This is a genomic window from Sphingomonas sp. SP3 (assembly GCF_058514305.1).
Genome location: NZ_JBZSOE010000001.1, coordinates 1645647 through 1663273, shown reverse-complemented (window position 1 = coordinate 1663273; position 17627 = coordinate 1645647). Strand labels below are relative to the sequence as shown.

The 17627-nt window shown below is 63.7% G+C and carries 18 protein-coding genes; 7 read left to right on the top strand and 11 right to left on the bottom strand.

Translation table 11 applies throughout. From position 1 onward, the window contains the following. Nucleotides 1-86: 86 nt before the first annotated feature. The 6 genes from phoB to AC4K8G_RS08645 all read right to left on the bottom strand — a co-directional run bounded on the left by phoB (nt 87) and on the right by AC4K8G_RS08645 (nt 6169). Nucleotides 87-779, bottom strand: coding sequence for a phosphate regulon transcriptional regulator PhoB (phoB, locus tag AC4K8G_RS08670; RefSeq protein WP_491733751.1), 693 nt, complete (start codon nt 777-779; stop codon nt 87-89). 2 nt (nt 780-781) lie between these two features. Further along, the gene (phoU, locus tag AC4K8G_RS08665) at nt 782-1471 is read right to left on the bottom strand and encodes a phosphate signaling complex protein PhoU (RefSeq protein WP_491733750.1); all 690 of its coding nucleotides are present in this window, start codon (nt 1469-1471) and stop codon (nt 782-784) included. Nucleotides 1472-1483: 12 nt separating this feature from the next. After that, on the bottom strand, nt 1484-2230 hold the full coding sequence (pstB, locus tag AC4K8G_RS08660; RefSeq protein WP_491734441.1) for a phosphate ABC transporter ATP-binding protein PstB: 747 nt from the start codon (nt 2228-2230) through the stop codon (nt 1484-1486). A 242-nt stretch (nt 2231-2472) separates the two neighbouring features. Continuing rightward, nucleotides 2473-3747, bottom strand: a complete 1275-nt coding sequence (gene pstA, locus AC4K8G_RS08655) for a phosphate ABC transporter permease PstA (protein ID WP_491733749.1) — start codon at nt 3745-3747, stop codon at nt 2473-2475. Beyond that, nucleotides 3740-5119, bottom strand: coding sequence for a phosphate ABC transporter permease subunit PstC (gene pstC / locus AC4K8G_RS08650; protein WP_491733748.1), 1380 nt, complete (start codon nt 5117-5119; stop codon nt 3740-3742). The genes pstA and pstC overlap by 8 nt, the downstream gene beginning before the upstream one ends. A gap of 18 nt (nt 5120-5137) precedes the next feature. Continuing rightward, nucleotides 5138-6169: a substrate-binding domain-containing protein gene (locus AC4K8G_RS08645; protein WP_491734440.1), complete on the bottom strand. Its 1032-nt coding sequence runs from the start codon at nt 6167-6169 to the stop codon at nt 5138-5140. Between the two features lie 157 nt (nt 6170-6326). On the opposite strand from AC4K8G_RS08645, the gene AC4K8G_RS08640 reads away from it, so the two are divergent. The 3 genes from AC4K8G_RS08640 (at nt 6327) to AC4K8G_RS08630 (ending at nt 9552) form a co-directional block, all read left to right on the top strand. Further along, entirely contained in the window at nt 6327-7976 is a 1650-nt protein-coding gene (locus AC4K8G_RS08640) for a DUF8614 domain-containing protein (protein WP_491733747.1), read from the top strand. Then, entirely contained in the window at nt 7976-8719 is a 744-nt protein-coding gene (locus AC4K8G_RS08635; RefSeq protein WP_491733746.1) for an isocitrate lyase/PEP mutase family protein, read from the top strand. The genes AC4K8G_RS08640 and AC4K8G_RS08635 overlap by 1 nt, the downstream gene beginning before the upstream one ends. A gap of 80 nt (nt 8720-8799) precedes the next feature. Further along, the gene (locus AC4K8G_RS08630; protein WP_491733745.1) at nt 8800-9552 is read left to right on the top strand and encodes an isocitrate lyase/PEP mutase family protein; all 753 of its coding nucleotides are present in this window, start codon (nt 8800-8802) and stop codon (nt 9550-9552) included. Here AC4K8G_RS08630 and AC4K8G_RS08625 read toward each other — a convergent pair. Further along, the gene (locus AC4K8G_RS08625) at nt 9549-10748 is read right to left on the bottom strand and encodes an ABC transporter permease (protein WP_491733744.1); all 1200 of its coding nucleotides are present in this window, start codon (nt 10746-10748) and stop codon (nt 9549-9551) included. The genes AC4K8G_RS08630 and AC4K8G_RS08625 overlap by 4 nt on opposite strands. Beyond that, a complete protein-coding gene (locus tag AC4K8G_RS08620; RefSeq protein ID WP_491733743.1) occupies nt 10745-11704 on the bottom strand; it encodes an ABC transporter ATP-binding protein in 960 nt (319 codons plus the stop codon). The genes AC4K8G_RS08625 and AC4K8G_RS08620 overlap by 4 nt, the downstream gene beginning before the upstream one ends. Nucleotides 11705-11748: 44 nt before the next feature. Here AC4K8G_RS08620 and queG point away from each other — a divergent pair, with 44 nt between their 5' ends. Further along, entirely contained in the window at nt 11749-12822 is a 1074-nt protein-coding gene (gene queG, locus AC4K8G_RS08615) for a tRNA epoxyqueuosine(34) reductase QueG (RefSeq protein WP_491733742.1), read from the top strand. On the opposite strand, the gene AC4K8G_RS08610 is transcribed toward queG, so the two are convergent. Further along, the gene (locus AC4K8G_RS08610; RefSeq protein ID WP_491733741.1) at nt 12792-13130 is read right to left on the bottom strand and encodes a hypothetical protein; all 339 of its coding nucleotides are present in this window, start codon (nt 13128-13130) and stop codon (nt 12792-12794) included. The genes queG and AC4K8G_RS08610 overlap by 31 nt on opposite strands. Nucleotides 13131-13229: 99 nt before the next feature. On the opposite strand from AC4K8G_RS08610, the gene AC4K8G_RS08605 reads away from it, so the two are divergent. After that, the gene (locus AC4K8G_RS08605; protein WP_491733740.1) at nt 13230-14225 is read left to right on the top strand and encodes an adenosine kinase; all 996 of its coding nucleotides are present in this window, start codon (nt 13230-13232) and stop codon (nt 14223-14225) included. Here the strand turns inward: AC4K8G_RS08605 and AC4K8G_RS08600 are convergent. After that, nucleotides 14222-15814, bottom strand: coding sequence for an amino acid permease (locus AC4K8G_RS08600; protein ID WP_491733739.1), 1593 nt, complete (start codon nt 15812-15814; stop codon nt 14222-14224). The two genes, AC4K8G_RS08605 and AC4K8G_RS08600, sit on opposite strands and share 4 nt — an antisense overlap. Nucleotides 15815-15891: 77 nt before the next feature. Further along, on the bottom strand, nt 15892-16269 hold the full coding sequence (locus AC4K8G_RS08595) for a histidine triad nucleotide-binding protein (RefSeq protein ID WP_491733738.1): 378 nt from the start codon (nt 16267-16269) through the stop codon (nt 15892-15894). A 76-nt stretch (nt 16270-16345) separates the two neighbouring features. Between AC4K8G_RS08595 and AC4K8G_RS08590 the strand changes: the two genes are divergently transcribed. Then, nucleotides 16346-17068, top strand: coding sequence for a LytTR family DNA-binding domain-containing protein (locus tag AC4K8G_RS08590; protein ID WP_491733737.1), 723 nt, complete (start codon nt 16346-16348; stop codon nt 17066-17068). Nucleotides 17069-17123: 55 nt separating this feature from the next. Next, entirely contained in the window at nt 17124-17615 is a 492-nt protein-coding gene (locus tag AC4K8G_RS08585) for an SspB family protein (RefSeq protein ID WP_491733736.1), read from the top strand. Nucleotides 17616-17627: the final 12 nt, after the last annotated feature.

The window sequence follows — 17627 nt, the reverse complement described above, 5'->3', positions numbered from 1 at the left end:
TCGTCCGCTGAGTCGGGTGCTAGGCCTGAGCCGAGACGGCTGTTTGACGGTTTTGTTTCAGTTCCGTGACGTAGTTTTCCGGTGACTCAATTTTCGGCGTCGAGCGAATAACCGGCCGACCGAACGGTGCGGATCAAGTCACTGCGGTCCGACGAATTCAGGGCCTGGCGAAGCCGGCGCACATGCACGTCGACGGTGCGCGCGTCGATGTCAGGGTCGTGGCTCCAGACCGCGTCGAGCAACCGCTCCCGCGAAAAGACCCGGCCGGGGTGCTCCAGGAAATGCTTGAGCAGGCGGAATTCCGTCGGTCCGAGCGCGATCTGCTCGCCCCCGCGACGCACGCGATGGGCGGCAACGTCCATTTCGACATCGGCGTAAGCCAGCTGCTCACCGGCAAGCGCGGGGCGGACCCGGCGAAGCACCGCGCCGACCCTGGCGACCAACTCGCGCGGGCTGAACGGCTTGGTCACATAGTCGTCGGCGCCGGTCTCAAACCCGCGGATGCGGTCGCTTTCTTCACCGCGGGCGGTGAGCATCATGATCGGAACATTGGCGGTGCTCGCCCGCCGCCGAAGGCGCCGGCAGACCTCGATCCCGCTGATCCCCTCGATCATCCAATCGAGGACGATCACGTCGGGTTTCAGCTCGTCAACGAGGATGAGCGCTTCCTCGCCATCCCCGGTCCGAGTGACTTCGTAACCGGAGCGCTCGAAATGGAAGGTGACGAGATCGGCCAGTGCTCGATCGTCTTCGACCAGGAGCAGGCGCGCATTCGACATAACTACCTCGGCGATTTTCCGGGCCGGTCGGCCATGTGCTCGCCGGTCGCCGCATAATAGACCATCTCGGCGATGTTGGTCGCGTGATCGCCTGCCCGTTCGAGATTCTTGGCAACGAACAGCAACTGCGTCGCCTGCCCAATGTTCTGCGGGTTTTCCATCATGTGGGTCAGCAAGGTGCGGAAGATCGAGTCGTAGAAATCGTCGACCGCGTCGTCGCGCTGGCAAACCCGGATTGCCGCGTCTGCGTCGCGCGCGATGAAAGCGTCAATGACATCGTGAACCATCCCCGTTGCGATGCGGGCCATTTCCGGAAGCAGTGACAAGGCCTCGATCTTGCCGGCGTTTTCGAGGAGCGGCACACGCTTGGCTATATTCTTGGCATAATCGCCGATGCGCTCCACGACGCCCGAGATCTTCAGCGCCGCGACCACGTCGCGCAGGTCGCCGGCCATCGGCGCACGAAGCGCGATCAGCTGGACCGCACGCCGCTCGGCCTCGACCTCCAGCCCGTCGAGCTTCTTGTCGTCGGCGACAACCTGCTCGGCGCCTTTGACGTCGCGCTCGACCAGGCAGCGCATCGCTTCCCCGATCGAATGTTCGGCGAGCCCGCCCATCTGGCTGATGAGCGCGCGGAGCCGTTCGATATCCTCGTCGAACGCCTTGATCGTATGTCCGCTAGCCTGCTGCATAATATGCTCCGATCAGCCGTAGCGGCCGGTGATATAATCCTGGGTGCGCTGTTGGCGCGGATTGGTGAAAATCTCCGACGTCTTTCCATATTCGACCAGCTCGCCGAGGTGGAAGAATGCCGTGCGCTGCGACACGCGCGCCGCCTGCTGCATATTGTGCGTAACGATGGCGATCGCATAGCGGCCGCGAAGCTCGTGGATCAGTTCCTCGATCTTAGCGGTGGCGATCGGGTCGAGCGCCGAGCAGGGTTCATCCATCAGGATCACTTCGGGATTCACCGCAATAGCGCGAGCGATGCACAAGCGCTGCTGCTGGCCGCCGGAAAGGGCTGTCCCGCTCTCCTGCAGCCGATCCTTGACCTCGTCCCACAAACCCGCCCGTTTCAGCGACGTTTCTACGATCCCATCGAGTTCGGTCTTGGACTTGGACAGGCCATGGATGCGCGGGCCGTAAGCGACGTTCTCGTAGATCGACTTCGGAAACGGATTGGGCTTCTGGAATACCATGCCGACGCGAGCGCGAAGCTGGACCACGTCCATGCTCGAGCTGGTGATGTCGTCTCCGTCGAGCTCGATCCGGCCCGTCACCCGCGCTGACGGGATCGTGTCATTCATCCGGTTGAGACAGCGCAGGAACGTCGATTTGCCGCAGCCCGACGGGCCGATGAACGCAGTGACAAGGTCGTCGTAGATCTTGATCGAGACGTCCTTCAACGCTTGCTTGTCGCCATAGAAGACGCCGACCCGATCGGCGCTCATCTTGGGCTCGCGGTTCGTCTTGATTTGCTCGTCTGACGCGTCCTGGACATTCTCGAGCTTCGAGACATCGACGAGCGGCGCCGCTTGTTCCGCTGCGGAATGCGCGGCAACTCCGTCTCTCATTTGTGATTCTCCTTGCTCCGCCGTCGACGGACCCTTGGCCTTGGCCTCAGCTGCGATAGCCGACGAGGTCGTCGGCACGGGCGTCGTCGGAGTGATCGGCTGCTTTTCTTTCATATCCATCACCAGCGGCGCTCAAATCGGTTGCGAAGATAAATTGCGAGGCCGTTCATCACGAGCATGAACAGCAATAGCACGATGATCGCCGCGCTCGTCTTCTCAACGAAGCCACGGTCAACTTCGTCGGACCAGAGGAAGATCTGCACCGGAAGCACGGTCGCGGGATCGGTGATGCCACCGGGAGGCGCCGCTACGAACGCGCGCATGCCGATCATCAGTAGCGGCGCGGTCTCACCCAGCGCGCGGGCAACGCCGATGATCGTGCCGGTGAGAATGCCCGGAAGGGCTAGCGGAAGTACGTGATGGAACGTCACCTGCATCTTCGACGCACCGACCCCGAGCGCGGCGTCACGGATCGACGGCGGCACGGTCTTGATCGCATTGCGGCCGGCAATGACGATCACCGGGAAGGTCATCAGGGCAAGGGTCAGGCCACCAACCAAGGGCGCCGAGCGCGGCAGATTCATGAAGTCGAGGAACACCGCCAGGCCGAGCAGGCCGAAGATGATCGACGGGACTGCCGCTAGGTTGTTGATCGACACCTCGAGAAAGTCGGTCCAGCGGTTCTTCGCCGCGAATTCCTCCAGGTAGACCGCGGCAAGCACGCCGATCGGGAATGCCAACAGAATGGTGACGATGATCGTCAGGAAGCTGCCTTTGAGCGCGCCCCAAACCCCGACGGCTGAAGGATCGGTGGCGTCCGACGCTTCGAGGAAGTCGCTGTTGAACGTGCGCCTAAGCGCGTGCTTTTGATTGAACTCGCTGACCAGCTTCTCCGACGCAGCTTCACCGTCGCCTTTGGCCGCGACGTCGATCTTGCTCGCCACCGGCAGCCACAAGGTGGTGCTCCCAGTAAGGATTTGCGGATCCTTGACGATGGCATTGGTGACAACCGTTGTCGCCGCATCGCTGAAAATGTTTGCGGCGTCCGCCCCGTAGGCCGCCGTGGCGGCTTTCGAGATCGCACCGGACAGGTCCGCGCCCGCGATCGTCTGCGCGGCGTCGGGGCCGTGCAGCTGCGCGGGATCAAGGAATAGGTCAGTTTGCGGGAAGTTGATCTGAAGCGACGCTTCATAGCGCGTGAAACCGCCAAGCCCCTTCGAAGCCATATTGACCAGGAGGAAGGCGAGAAACGCCACCGACAGAGCGACGGCAATGAAGCCGAACGCGCGGAAACGGCGCTCCGCGGCGTAGCGACCGCGGAGCTGGCGCATCATCTGCTCCTCGTTCCAGCGCGTAGGAGCGCCGGGACCCGTACTGTTCGGCGGCCTACTCATATTGCTCCCGGTAACGGCGCACGATGTGGAGTGCGATGAGGTTCAACAGCAGCGTGATCAGGAATAGCGACAGGCCCAGCGCGAAGGCGGCGAGCGTCTTGGGGCTGTCGAATTCCTGCTCACCGGTCAGCAGGAACACGATCTGCGTCGTCACCGTGGTCACGCTCGCGAACGGGTTGAGCGTCAGGTTGGCAGCAAGGCCTGCGGCCATCACCACGATCATCGTCTCGCCGATGGCCCGGCTGACCGCGAGCAGAACGCCGCCCATTACGCCCGGCAGAGCCGCCGGAAGAAGCACCTTGCGGATCGTTTCCGACGTCGTCGCGCCCATGGCCAGGCTACCGTCGCGCATCGATTGCGGGACCGCGGCGATTGAATCGTCGGCCATCGAGCTCACGAACGGGATGATCATGATGCCCATGACCGATCCAGCGGCCAGTGCGCTTTCGCTGCTCGCCGAGGTAATCCCGAGCGACAGGCCGAAGTCGCGGACGATCGGAGCGACGGTCAGCGCGGCAAAATAGCCGTAAACCACGGTTGGAACGCCGGCGAGAATCTCGAGGATCGGCTTCAACCAGGAGCGTACCCGCGCCGGCGCGTACTGGGTTAAATAGATCGCGCTCATCAGGCCCAAGGGTACCGCAACGATCATCGCGATGATCGCGCCGATGAAGAAGGTGCCCCACATCAAGGGGATCGAGCCGAAGGCGCCCGACGAGCCCGCCTGGTCGGCGCGGATCGCTGTCTGCGGGCTCCATTCGAGACCGAAGACGAACGAATGCAGCGGATAGAGCCGGAAGAACCGGAGGCTCTCGAACATCAGCGACAGGAGGATGCCGAGTGTGGTCAGGATCGCGATCAGCGACGCCGCAAACAGCACGATCATCACCCATCGCTCGACGCCGGTGCGCGCCCGGAACTGCGGGGCGCTCCGGCGAAGTGCCAAGCCAGCCGCAACCAGCGCGGCAAGAATAGCCGCGGCGGCGCCGATCAGGCCGAAACGCGTATTCTCCTCCTGAATGCGCGGCGCGAGAGTCGAAGATTGCGGATTGAAACCCTGCTGGATCGCGCCGCTGGCGATGTCGTTTGCTTCAGAGAGGATCGACTCGCGCTGCATCGGCTCGGCCGGCAGCGCACGCCCTTCCGGACTTGCGAGCACTGCTCGGTCGACGAGCTGCGATTGGGTTGGCGCCCAGGCCGCAATGATCAGCAGCGCGGGAATCGCGGCCCACAGCGCCGCATAAGCGCCATGATAAACGGGAAGCGAGTGCAGCCGGCTCGCCGCGCGCAAGCGGGCGGCGCGGGCAAAGCCCAGCCAGCCCGCGGCTGCTGCGACGACTAGGATTGCGACAAGCGCAAGCCCCAGGCTCATTTCCCGCTGAACCCCGCTCTACTTGAGGCCGCTCGGGTCGAGGGGCTTCAGCGCATTCGCCTGATCCGAGGCCGCGGTTGAGTCACTGCCGCCAAACGGGACGAGACCAATCCGCTCGAGTGGACCACCCTTGCTCCACATTTTCGAATATTGCGTCACGAAGTCGCGCATCTTCGGCTTTGCCTGGAGATGCTCGCCCTTCAAATAGATGTAGAGCTTGCGGGCACCCGGATAGCTAAGATCGGCGATCGTCGTTTCGGACGGCGCCACGCCGGCGATCTTCACCGGCCGAATTTTATCCGCGTTGTCGGCGAGGTACGAGTAGCCAAGAACGCCTAGCGTGCCAGGATCGCTCGAGACCTTCTGGACGATCAGGTTGTCGTTCTCGCCAGCTTCGACATAAGCACCATCCTCACGGATCTTGGTGCAAAGGTCCTTGTGCTGGTCTTCGTTGCTCTTCGCGAGCGCCTTCATCGCCGGGTCCGTGTCGCAACCCTTGGTCAGATAAAGATCGGCAAGGCTGTCGCGGGTGCCGGAGGTCGGTGGCGGGCCGAGCACGCGGATCTTCACCGGCGGAAGGGCAGAGTTCACATCGTGCCAGGTCTGGGCCTTGTTGGGGCCCTTGCCGAACGGATTAGCAGCGAGCGCCTTGTAAATATCTGCCTGCGTGAGATCCATCGCCTGGCCGTTATTGGCCTCGATGATCGTGAGGCCGTCGATCCCGACCGGGACTTCGATGATCTGCTTCACGCCATTCTTGACGCAGGTGTCGTACTCGCTCTTCTTAATTTGGCGAGAAGCGTCCTCGATGTCCGGGTTCTGACCGCCGACACCAGCGCAAAACAGCTTCATGCCGGCGCCCGTGCCGGTCGATTCGACCGTGACGTTGATGCCCGCGTTGGCCTTCATGAACTGCTCGGCCACGGCCTTGGTGAACGGATAAACAGTCGAGGATCCGACCACGTGCATGTTGTTCGCGGAGCTCGCACCGCCGCCACTCTTGGAGCCGCAAGCGACGAGCAGCGCGGCGAGCGGCAATACGATGACCATCCTGTTCACAGGCTTTCTCCTAGTTCTCGGCAGGTTTCGCGACCGCTCTAGCGGCGGGTCAGCGTCCCCCCTGTGACAGTATCGTTGCACTTTTATGACAGCGCTTGGCGGAGCGGCCGATTGCTACGCGCGCGAGACGACTGCTACAGCGCGGGCCATGACAAAGATCCGCTGGATCGCGGCCGCTGCCGCGCTTTCGCTCGCCGCCTGCCAGGCCGGCACGTCCAACCAGCAGCAGGAAGGAGCCACCGCCGAGCAGGGCGCCGACAGGCTCGCCCGCGTCGATATGAAGGTCAACACCAGCTATCTGACCGATGAGGATCGCAAGGTCGCAAACCTGCTGATGCAGGCCGCCGACCTGATGAACCCGATCTATCTGCGTCAGGTTTCCACCGACAACCCGCGGATTCGCGACGAGATCGCGAAGTCAGGCGACAAGGCCGCGCTCGAGCGCTTCGATACGTTCATGGGGCCGTGGGACGAGGTCGATGAGGACAAGCCGTTTTATGGCAACGCCGGCCGCCCGGTCGGCGCCGGCTTCTACCCCGCGGGCCTGACCAAGGAGCAGTTCGACGATTACCTCGCCAAGCATCCCGACCAAAAGGACGCGCTAACCAGCCCCTATACGGTCGTGAAGCGTGAGGGGGACAAGCTAGTCGCCGTTCCCTACAGCCAGGAATATAAGGAATGGCTGGAGCCCGCGGCGAAGAAGCTCGAGGAAGCGGCGGCGATTACCACTAACCCGAGCCTCAAGAAGTTCCTGACGCTTCGCGCCAAGGCCTTTCGCACCGATGATTATTACGAATCTGAGCTCGCGTGGATGGACTTGAAGGACACGCCGATCGAGATCGTGATCGGCCCATATGAAACCTACACCGACACGCTCTACGGCGCGAAGACGGCGTTCGAGTCCTTCGTCGTCCTGAAGGATCCTAAGGAGAGCCAGGCGCTCGACGTTTACAAGAGCCACCTGCGCGAAATGGAAGCCAACCTGCCGGTCGAAGAGCAGTACAAAAACTTCAAGCGCGGGTTCGAATCGCCGATTTCGGTCGGTGACCAGATTCGCGGCGGCGGAGATGCCAACCACGGCATCCAGACGATCGCCTTCAACCTGCCCAACGACGAGCGCGTGCGCGAGGCGAAGGGTGCGAAGAAGGTCATCCTGCGCAACTTGATCGCGGCCAAGTACGACCGCATCCTGAAGCCGATGGCGGGACTGGTTCTGGTGCCCGAGGACGCGGCCAACGTGAACAGCCGCTACATGTATATGGAAACGCTGTTCCATGAGCTGAGCCACAGCCTTGGGCCCGGATCGATCACGGTGAAAGGCCAGGCGACGACGGTCGACAAGGCATTGAAGGACGTCGGCAGCGGCTTTGAGGAAGCCAAGGCCGATGTGATGGGCGCCTACAACGTCCTCTTCATGATGGATAAGGGCGTATTGCCCCCCGCCGACAAGCCGCAGATCCGCGCGGCCTACGTCGCCGGCCTGTTCCGGGCGATGCGCTTCGGCGACACCGACGCCCACGGGCGCGGCGCCGCGATGCAGTATCGCTACATCCGCGACAAGGGCGGGATCGTGTGGGACGCGAACGCCAAGCGCTTCCGCATCGACCCGGCCAAGCTCGATGCAGCTATTCGTGATCTCGTTGGCGGCATCGTTCACCTGCAGGCCAACGGCGATTACAACGGGACCAAGGCATTTCTCGCCAAATGGGCTGTGATGGATGCCGAGGCCAAGCAAATCACCGGCGAGATGGGCCACATCCCGGTCGACATCCACCCGATCTACTCGGACCAGATCTGATGGCGGGGTCATTCGAAACCTTCGCGGCGCTGCATGTGCCGGGCGATCCGGTTGTCCTATACAACATCTGGGACGTTGGTAGTGCGCTGGCCGTGGTCGCGGCGGGCGCGAAGGCGCTGGCGACGGGGAGTCATCCGGTCGCCGACGCCAATGGCTGGGCGGATGGGCAGAAGGTGCCGATGGATTTCGCGTTCGCCAATGCGCGGCGGATCACGGACGCGGTTGAGGTCCCGCTCACGGTCGACTTCGAGGGCGCTTATTCCGCCGATCCGGAAGAAGGCGGCGCGAATGTCCGCAAGCTTGCCGAAACCGGCGCGGTGGGGTGCAACTTCGAAGATCAGGTGATCGGCGGTGAAGGCCTTCATCCGCTCGATCTCCAGTCGAAGCGGATCGCTGCGATCCGCCGCGCGGTGGGCGACAAGTTTTACATCAACGCGCGGACCGACCTGTTCCTGAAGACGCAGACGTATGATGACGCGCTGGTCGACCAGGTCATCGAGCGGGGGAAGGCGTTCGCCAACGCCGGCGCGAGCGGATTCTTCGTGCCGCGCCTGTCGGACCCCAAGCAGATCGAGCGCGTGGTCCGCGACGTCCCGCTACCGCTCAACGTCATCGCCTTCCCGGGCGCGCCCGACAAGAAGGTCTGGGCCGATGCCGGTGTCGCGCGGATCAGCCACGGCCCCTTCCCGCACCGCGCACTGATGGCCAAGCTCACGGAAATGGCGATCGCGGCGATAAGCTGAGCTTTGGGGATGAACGCAAGATTCTGGAGGTCTTCGCGGCCTCGTTGCGCCTAAGGAACGGTTCCCCGACAGGAGCCTGAATGTCCATGAGCAAGTTCGACGATTTTGTAAGCCTGCACGTTCCCGGCGAGCCGCTGGTGTTATTCAATGCATGGGACGCGGGCAGCGCGCAGGCGGTGGCGAAATCCGGCGCCAAGGCGATCGCCACCGGAAGCGCTTCGGTGTCGATGGCGAACGGATTCGGCGACGGGCAGGAAGTGCCGCTCGATTGGGCTCTGGCCAATGCCGAACGGATTGCTGCGTCGGTCGAGCTTCCCGTGACGGTAGATTTCGAAGGTGGTTACGCGACCGAAGGCGACGCCATCACGGCGAATGGGCGGCGGCTCGCCGAGACCGGCGCCATCGGCTGCAACTTCGAAGACCAGGTCGTCGGCACCGACCGCTTGTATGAAATCGCCGAACAGGTCGCCCGTATAAGTTCGCTCCGCGACGGCGTCGGCCGTGACTTCTTCATCAACCTGCGCACCGACCTGTTCCTGAAAGCAAAGCCCGAGGACCATGATTCGGCGCTAACCGACCAGGCGATCGAACGCGGCCGCGCTTATGCCAGCGCCGGCGTGAACGGCTATTTCATCCCCGGTCTCGCCGACCTTTCACTGGTCGAGCGGATCACGAAGGCGGTCAACCTGCCCGTGAACGCGATGCACCTGCCGAACGGTCCGACGCGGGCGCAGTGGGCGGACGCCGGCATTGCCCGCGTCAGCCACGGTCCATTCCCTTATATGGCCATGCAGGAGTGGCTGACCGGGCAGGCGAAAGCGGCGCTGGACTAAGCCCGGCCGAACTTCCACCACGGGCGGCGGGGGCCTGACTTCAGAACAGTCCGCCGGAACAGCATCGCGGCGCCGCGCAGAATGAGTGCGACCCACAAGGCTTGCCACAGAAGGGCGGCAAGATGCGGCCACCACTCAGGCTCTTGCGCGGCCCGGGCAAGCATCACCATTGGCGAGGACAAGGGGAAGATCGCGGCAGCAAGCGCGGTTGGGGAATTGGGCGAGCCAATGGCTGTGGTGGCGAGGCCGAACAGGAGGAACTGCCCGAAGGTCGCGGGCATGGCGAGGACCTGCACCTCGCGCGCCGAGGATGCCTGAGCGCCGATAGTCAGCATCACCGCACCGATGAGCAAGTAATTCATGGCGAAATATACAGTCGCCAAAGCGAGGAAGCCCGGCCAGCCGATTGCTGGCGACGGCAATGACGCGACGCCCCCATTCTTGACCATCTCGACAAACAAGGCGCCCGCGGTGGTCCACACGGCGAGTCCGATGACCGAGGCGGCGAGCATCGCGAACAGCTTCCCGACGAACATTGCGTCGATCGGAATCGCCGCGGCGATGATCTCGATAATCTTGTTCGATTTCTCCTCGATCAGCTGCGACATCACCATGCCGGCCAGGAACAAGGTCAGGAAGAAGATGAGCATCTGGCCGATCTGCGCCGTAATCGCCCGGTCGTTGACCAGTGCGCCTGTCGATGCCCGGACGCTGGTCACGGAAAGCTGCGGCTCGGTGGAGGATTGCGGCTGTCGGGCATTGGCAATGAGCAGCTTTAGTTGGCTCACGGTGCGCGTGTCGCTCGCCACCGACCCTGTGAGGTGGGGCTCGCCATCCAATTGACTGAGCACGGCGCGAACCGGCGGGTCGCGGAGCGTCAGGAGCTTCTGCTCCTGGGCGGCGAGATCGCTCTCAGGTGCGTAGCCAACCAGCTTGATGACGCTCGCCTCATCGACGCCGTCGGCCATGGTGTTTCGCGCGGCCAGCAGCCGGTCGAACTGCGCCTTGGGTGCAATCACGGCAATGACCGGCCGCTCGGTGCGGGTCGCGACACGAGAGCCGATGCTTCCGAACACCCCACCCAGAAGCAGCGGGAACAGCGGGCCCAGCAGGAAGAAGATGAAAGCCTTCGACAGGACGGTTGCCCCGAAATCCCGCCGCGCGATGACGAACGCCGAACGAACGAAGCGCATCATTGCGGCTTCTCCTCGCTCATCGCTTTGGCCGCGGCGTTGCCGGCGATCGCGACGAATGCGTCGTGGAGGCCGGGCCGCTCGATCGCCAGGGTCTCGATACCGGCGCCGCCTTCGATCAGCGCTTTGAGCAAGGGCTCGGGGCCGCCCTCGGGCAGCTCGAATACCCATTCGCTGCCCACGCGACGGGAATTTTCGGGAATGGCGGCGCGCCACGGCCCGTCGCTTTCGCGCGTACGTAGGCGGACGATCGAACGGAGCCGGGCGCGGGCCTCGTCCACGCGGCCGTCGAACACGACCTTACCCTTGGCGATGATCGCGATTTCCTCGCACAGCCGCTCGGCGTGAGCGATGACGTGGGTCGAGAAGATGATGGTGACGCCAGCGCTTGCCTCACGCCTGATCAGTTCCTCGAGCTTCCCCTGGTTGATCGCATCGAGGCCCGCGAAGGGCTCATCGAGGACGATCAGCCGCGGCTTGTGGATGATCGTGCCCAAGAGCTGGACGAGCTGGGCCATGCCCTTGGACAGGCTACGGATCGACTTTCGGCCCCAGTCGCCGAGGCCATGCTCGTCGAGCAATGCATCGCCGCGCCGGCGCGCCTCAGCCAGCGGCAGGCCGCGAAGCGCACCCATGAAGGCGATGGCGTCGCGCGCATGCATGGCGGGATAAAGGCCGCGCTCCTCCGGCAGATAGCCGATCTCGGCCGCGGCCTCGAGCGGGCGTTCGCGCCCAAGCACCATCCTTCGGCCGCTCGATGGATCGATAATGCCTAGCAACATGCGCAAGGTCGTGGTCTTGCCGGCGCCGTTCGGCCCGAGCAGGCCATAGATCGAGCCCGTCGGGACGACGAGGCTGACGCCATCGACCGCCCGGGTCTCATTGAAGTCCTTGACGAGATCGACCGCTTCAACCGCCACGCGCTCGTTCGACGGTTCGGGCTGGGCGTGTCGAAGCACTGAAATTCCTACGAAAAGTTGCACCGCCGGTGTACAGGCGCGGCGTGAATAACGGGCAAAGCCTTGAGGAAGCAATAAGAGCGGAAGCGGAGCGGCTCGGCTTTTCCGCATGCGGCTTTGCGCCTGCCAACGCGGCCGATGCCGCCGGCCTCGAACTCAAGCGCTGGCTCGATGCCGGCCATCACGGAACGATGGGCTGGATGGAGGGGCGGGCGCACCACCGGGTGTCGCCGCTCGCGCTGTGGCCGGAAGCCAGGTCCGCGATCGCGCTGGGCATGAGCTATGCGCCGGCGGTCGATCCGCTGCTGCTGGCCGAACGGCCAGAGCTCGCGCGCATCTCGGTCTATGCGCAGGGCGGCGATTATCACGAGACGGTCAAGAAGGCGCTGAAGGCGCTGGCGCGATTTATCGTCGACCGCGCGCCGTCGGAATTGAAGGTGTTCGTCGACACCGCGCCGGTGATGGAAAAGCCGCTGGCCCAGGCAGCGGGGATCGGCTGGCAGGGCAAGCACACCAACCTCGTGTCGCGCGAGCACGGCAGCTGGATGTTCCTCGGCGTGATCCTGACCAGCCTCGACCTCGAGCCCGATACGCCCGCCGTCGCCGGACAGCATTGCGGGTCATGCTCGCGCTGCCTCGACGCCTGTCCGACCAACGCGTTCGTTGGCGCCCACCGCATCGACGCGCGGCGCTGCATTTCCTACCTGACGATCGAGCATGACGGGCCGATCCCCGACGAGTTTCGCGAAGCGCTGGGCAACCGCATCTATGGCTGCGACGACTGCCTGGCAGTGTGTCCATGGAACCGCTTCGCCGACGCGGCCGCGGCGAACAGAGCTTTCCTGCCTCGGGCAGAGCTCGCGGCGCCGAAGCTTTCGGACCTGCTGGCGCTCGACGACGCCGGATTCCGCGAATTGTTCTTAGGGTCTCCCATCAAGCGGATCGGGGTGAAGCGAATGATCCGCAACTGCCTAATTGCCGCGGGCAACAGCGGCGATGCTGAGCTGATCGCCTCGATCAGGCCCCACATTGGGAGCGAGGACGCCACGATTGCCGAAGCGGCGAACTGGGCGTTGAAACGCCTTGGCTATTCGAGCGAGGCGATGCAGGCGGCCTGATCGCTGTCGTAACCCGCAAGCGTGCGCGTATCGACATGGGTCACGCGGAGCACATTGTTCTGCGGATACAAATAGGCGTCGAGCACGCAGCTGCGGCCACGAAACTGGAGTTTCAGGCTGGTCCCTTCCCTGACCTGCAGCGCGGGATTGCCGAAATGGGCGACCAGCTCCTGCGGCGTCAGGCCGACGACCCCGACCGGTTCGCGTGTGGTCGGGCTCTGGACTGGCGGCGTTTCCGCCCGCGGTTGTTGGCGGGCCGCGCAACCCGCGACGATCAGCATGGCGGTGAGGAGGATTAGGCGGCGCATGGGCATGACGATGGCGTGGCCTTGTCGTGGGCGCAAGGTTGCGAGCGACTGAACGGACGGCTAGGCGGCGCGCTTCCCCCGACAAGGCCTGGAGATTTCATGACCGACCGCCGCCTCGACGTGCTCGCCATCGGCAATGCCATCGTCGACGTCATCGCCAATGCCGACGACGCCTTCCTTGCCGCCGAAGGCATGCACAAGGGCGCGATGCGGCTGATCGACGAGGATGAGGCTGCGCGCCTGTACGAGGCGATGGGACCGGCGCGCGAAGCGAGCGGCGGTTCTGCCGCCAACACCGTTGCAGGCCTGGCATCGCTCGGGCTTCGAGCCGGGTTCATCGGTCAGCTCGCCGACGACCAGCTCGGGCAGATTTTCACGCACGACATCCGCAGCCTGGGAGTGGAATTCACGACTGCTCCGAAGGGCGGCGTCGGCGCCACCGCGCGTTGCCTCATCATCGTCACACCCGACGCCCAACGGACCATGAACACCTTCCTCGGCGCGGCGCAGATGCTTGGGCCCGACGCCGTCGATCCGGCCGAGGTCGCGGCCGCGAAGATCCTCTATCTCGAAGGCTATTTGTGGGACCCGGCCGATCCGCGCGCGGCGATGTACAAGGCGATGGACGCGGCGCGGGCCGCGGGAACCAAGGTCGCCTTCACCTTGTCGGACGGCTTCGTCGTCGACCGTCACCGCGACGATCTCAACCGCCTGCTCCACGAGCGCCGGATCGACATTTTGTTCGCCAATCAGGTCGAGGCCGAAGCGTTGGCGCAGACGGGCGACGTCGACAGCGCAGTCAAAGCGCTGGCGGCCAAGGTCGAGACCCTTGTCGTCACTCGGCACGAGCATGGCGCGCTTGCCGTGCGCGGAAGCGAGCGGGCGCAAGTCCCGGCCGAGCCTATCAAAGCATTGGTCGACACGACGGGCGCCGGCGACCTTTTCGCGGCAGGCTTCCTCGCCGGGGAGGCGCGTGGCCGAGGCCTCGAGCAATCGCTGAAGCTCGGCGCGATCTGCGCCGCCGAAGTGATCCAGCATTACGGCGCGCGCCCCGAGGCGGACCTCAGGGCGCTCGCCGGAGACCTGCTGGCCTAGGGCTTGATTTTGGCTTTGCCCCGCGCGTTTTTGGGCGCATCTTCGGGGAATACCGGCGGTTCGCCGTCGCCAATGACCACGTGGCCCTTGCCGAGCTCGCTATGGTGCATTCCGTATAGGAAATAGAGCACCACCATGATGGCGGTGTACCAGGCGAAGAAGATCAGCACGCGCGTTTCCACCGTGAATATGAGCGCGACGCAGCTGACGATTCCCAGAGCCGGAAGCGCCGGATAAAGCGGGACGCGATAGCCGCGCGGGATTTCCGGATGGGTGCGCCGCAGCCAAATGACAGTGAGGCAAACGATCGCGAAGGCCGCGAGCGTGCCGACCGACGTCATGTCGCCGAGCGTGTTGATGTCGAAGAAACCAGCGGCGCAGGCGGTGATCAGGCCGACCAGGATCGTGTTGATCCACGGGGTCCGGAACTTCTCGTGCACGGTGGAGAAGACCTTGGGCAGCAGGCCGTCGCGCGCCATTGTGTAGAAAATGCGGGTCTGCGCATACATCAGCACGAGAACGACCGAGGTCAGGCCAATGATCGCGCCGACCTTAATGGTCTTTGCGAACCAGCCCCATTGCGGGCCGAACGCGTCAACGGCGACCGCCACCGGATCGGGCACGTTCAGCGACTTGTAGTTGACGATCAGTGTGAGGACGATCGACACGAGGATGTAGATCACCGTGCAGGCGAGCAGCGAGCCGATGATCCCGAACGGCATGTCCTTGCCGGGGTTCTTGGCTTCCTGGCCGGCCGTCGAAACCGCTTCGAAGCCGATATAGGCGAAGAAGACGATCGACGCCGCGCGGAGAATTCCGCTCCATCCGAATTCACCCTTTGCGCCGGTCGGTTCCGGAATGAACGGTTGCCAGTTCGGGATGTAGGTCGGGAGGTTCTTGAGCAGGATGAAGCCGCCGACGAGGATGAAGGCGGTAAGAACCGTCACCTTGATCGCAACGATCGCGTTGTTGAACTTGGCCGATTCAGACACGCCGATGACCAGCAGGGTGGCGAGCGCCATGCACACCAGGAAGGCCGGCAGGTTGAACGCGTAAACGACCGGTGCGCCATTCACGAGCACGTCGACACCGTCCTTCTGGAGGTGGTGGCCCATTGGCCCAGTCAGCGCCGCGGGTATGTGTATCCCGATGTCGCCGAGAAGGCTGACCATATAGCCCGACCAGCCGACCGCGACGACCGACGCCGCAAGACCATATTCGAGGAGCAGAAGCGCACCCATGACCCAGGCGGCAAACTCGCCGATGGTGGTATAGCTGTAGGTGTAGGCCGAACCTGAAACCGGGAGGGTCGAGGCAAGCTCCGCGTAGCAAAGCCCTGCAAAGGCGCAGACCGTGCCCGCGATCAAGTAGGAGATGAGCACCGCAGGCCCGGCGTGGAGCGCCGCCGCGTTGCCAGTACGGACGAAGATGCCGGCGCCGATGATGCAGCCGATACCGAGGAATACAAGGTTCCAGGGTCCAAGCGATCGCTTGAGCTCACTGGTCCGGGTTTCTTCCTGAACTTGGGCCACGCTCTTACGCAGCATCATTCGGCCGAGAATCCCCCGGCTTGGAGCGGCACTCGCCATCAGTTCTCCCCTAGAAGCGGTTTTGCGGAACGTAGCGGCTCAGCCTGCGAGGGCAATCCCCCTTCTACGGGCGATAGTTAGGCCGCGAGCATCGGCCCGAGCCCGCGACCCGCAAAGATGTGGACGTGGAGGTGCGGCACCTCCTGACCGGCGTTGCCTCCGGTGTTGGCCAGCAACCGGTAGCCTTCCCCGACCAACCCGGCCTCGCGCGCGATCCTGCCGACCGCGCGGACGAATGCGGCGATCTCCGCGTCCGACGCTTTGGCTGAAAAGTCGTCCCAAGACACGTAGGGGCCCTTGGGGATGACCAGGATGTGCGTCGGCGATAGTGGATTGATGTCGTTGAACGCCAGGACGTGCTCGTCCTCGAACACCTTGCTCGAAGGAATCTCGCCGCGAAGGATGCGCGCGAAAATGTTGCTGTCGTCGTAGGGCTGCGTCGCGTCGATAGGCATCGTTGCGACTCACGCCTCGTCGGGCGGTCCGTCAAGCGCAATTGTGCATTCATCCAGCCGTCGATATTTTGCGCGCATGGCGAGCCTGGCACCGCGACCGAGTCTAATCCGCTGGCTGTTCGAGCCATTGACCGGCCTGCCCCTTATCGGCACCGGGATTCTCGTGTGGCTGGTCGGCGCGACCTATTGCCACGGCTACCAACTGCTGCTCGGCACCGAAGATATCGGACCCTGGTCGGGCAGCTTCATCTGGTCCGCGGTAGCCGTCGTGCCCTGGTTCGCTTTGTTCGAATGGTCCAAGCAGCGGCAGGGCGCGGATGCGATGCGGCGCCCAGCGCTTTTGGTAGCGCTAGTCCTCGGGATCGCAGCCATGTCCATTGCGCTCGAATATTTCGTCAATTTTTGCATCGGCGACATGACCGATCATTTGGGCCTTCTAGTGATGCGTCGCCTCCCCGCCATCGGCGTGACGGTGCTGCTCGTCGCGCTTACTCGAAAGGCGGTACTTCGCCAGCCGCCGGACCCTGCCGCCATCCCGCTGTCGGAGATTGCCGGCGCGATCGACTGGGTCGCCGCGGCGGACAATTATGTCGAGATTCACGCCAATGGCCGGGTCGAGCTTCGGCGCATGACGATGGCGAGGGCTGACAATGTGCTTCGCCGTCATGGCTTCGTGCGAATCCATCGCCGCTTCCTCATCAACAAGGATCGGATCGCCAAGGTCGAGGACAAGACGGTTCGCCTGCAAAGCGGGCATGAGCTTCCGATCGGCACAGCATTCGCCAGCAACCTTCGTTAGCTTGCCCACACTCGCTGCTTGACCGCCAACCGGCCAGCGTTACGGGTTGCAGCCGATGAGCGAAGACACCCCCGAGAGCCTGATTCCGTACGACGAGATCGTGCAGGACGCGCTTCGGGCCGTCGTTGGCCGCGTACTGGGCGAGGTCGAGCAATCCGGAGGGCTTCCTGGCGAGCACCACTTCTACATCACCTTCAACACACGCTCGCCGGGCGTTTCCATCCCGAAGCACCTATCCGAACGGTTTCCGGACGAAATGACGATCGTCATCCAGAATCGCTTCTGGGACCTGAAGGTCGAAGAAGATGTGTTCACCGTCGGCCTGTCGTTTGGCGGCGTGCCGGCGACGCTTCGAGTCCCGTTCGCGGCCGTTACTCAATTCCACGACCCGGCCGTCGAGTTCGCGCTGACCTTCCAGGCCAATGCCGCCGAAGGGGCTCATGAGGAGCATGAGGAAGCCGAGAACGACGCGCCAGATGCCGATGCAGATGAGAAGCGCGAGGATGGATCGAACGTCGTCAGCGTGGACTTTACGCGCAAAAAATAACAGGAGCCGCTT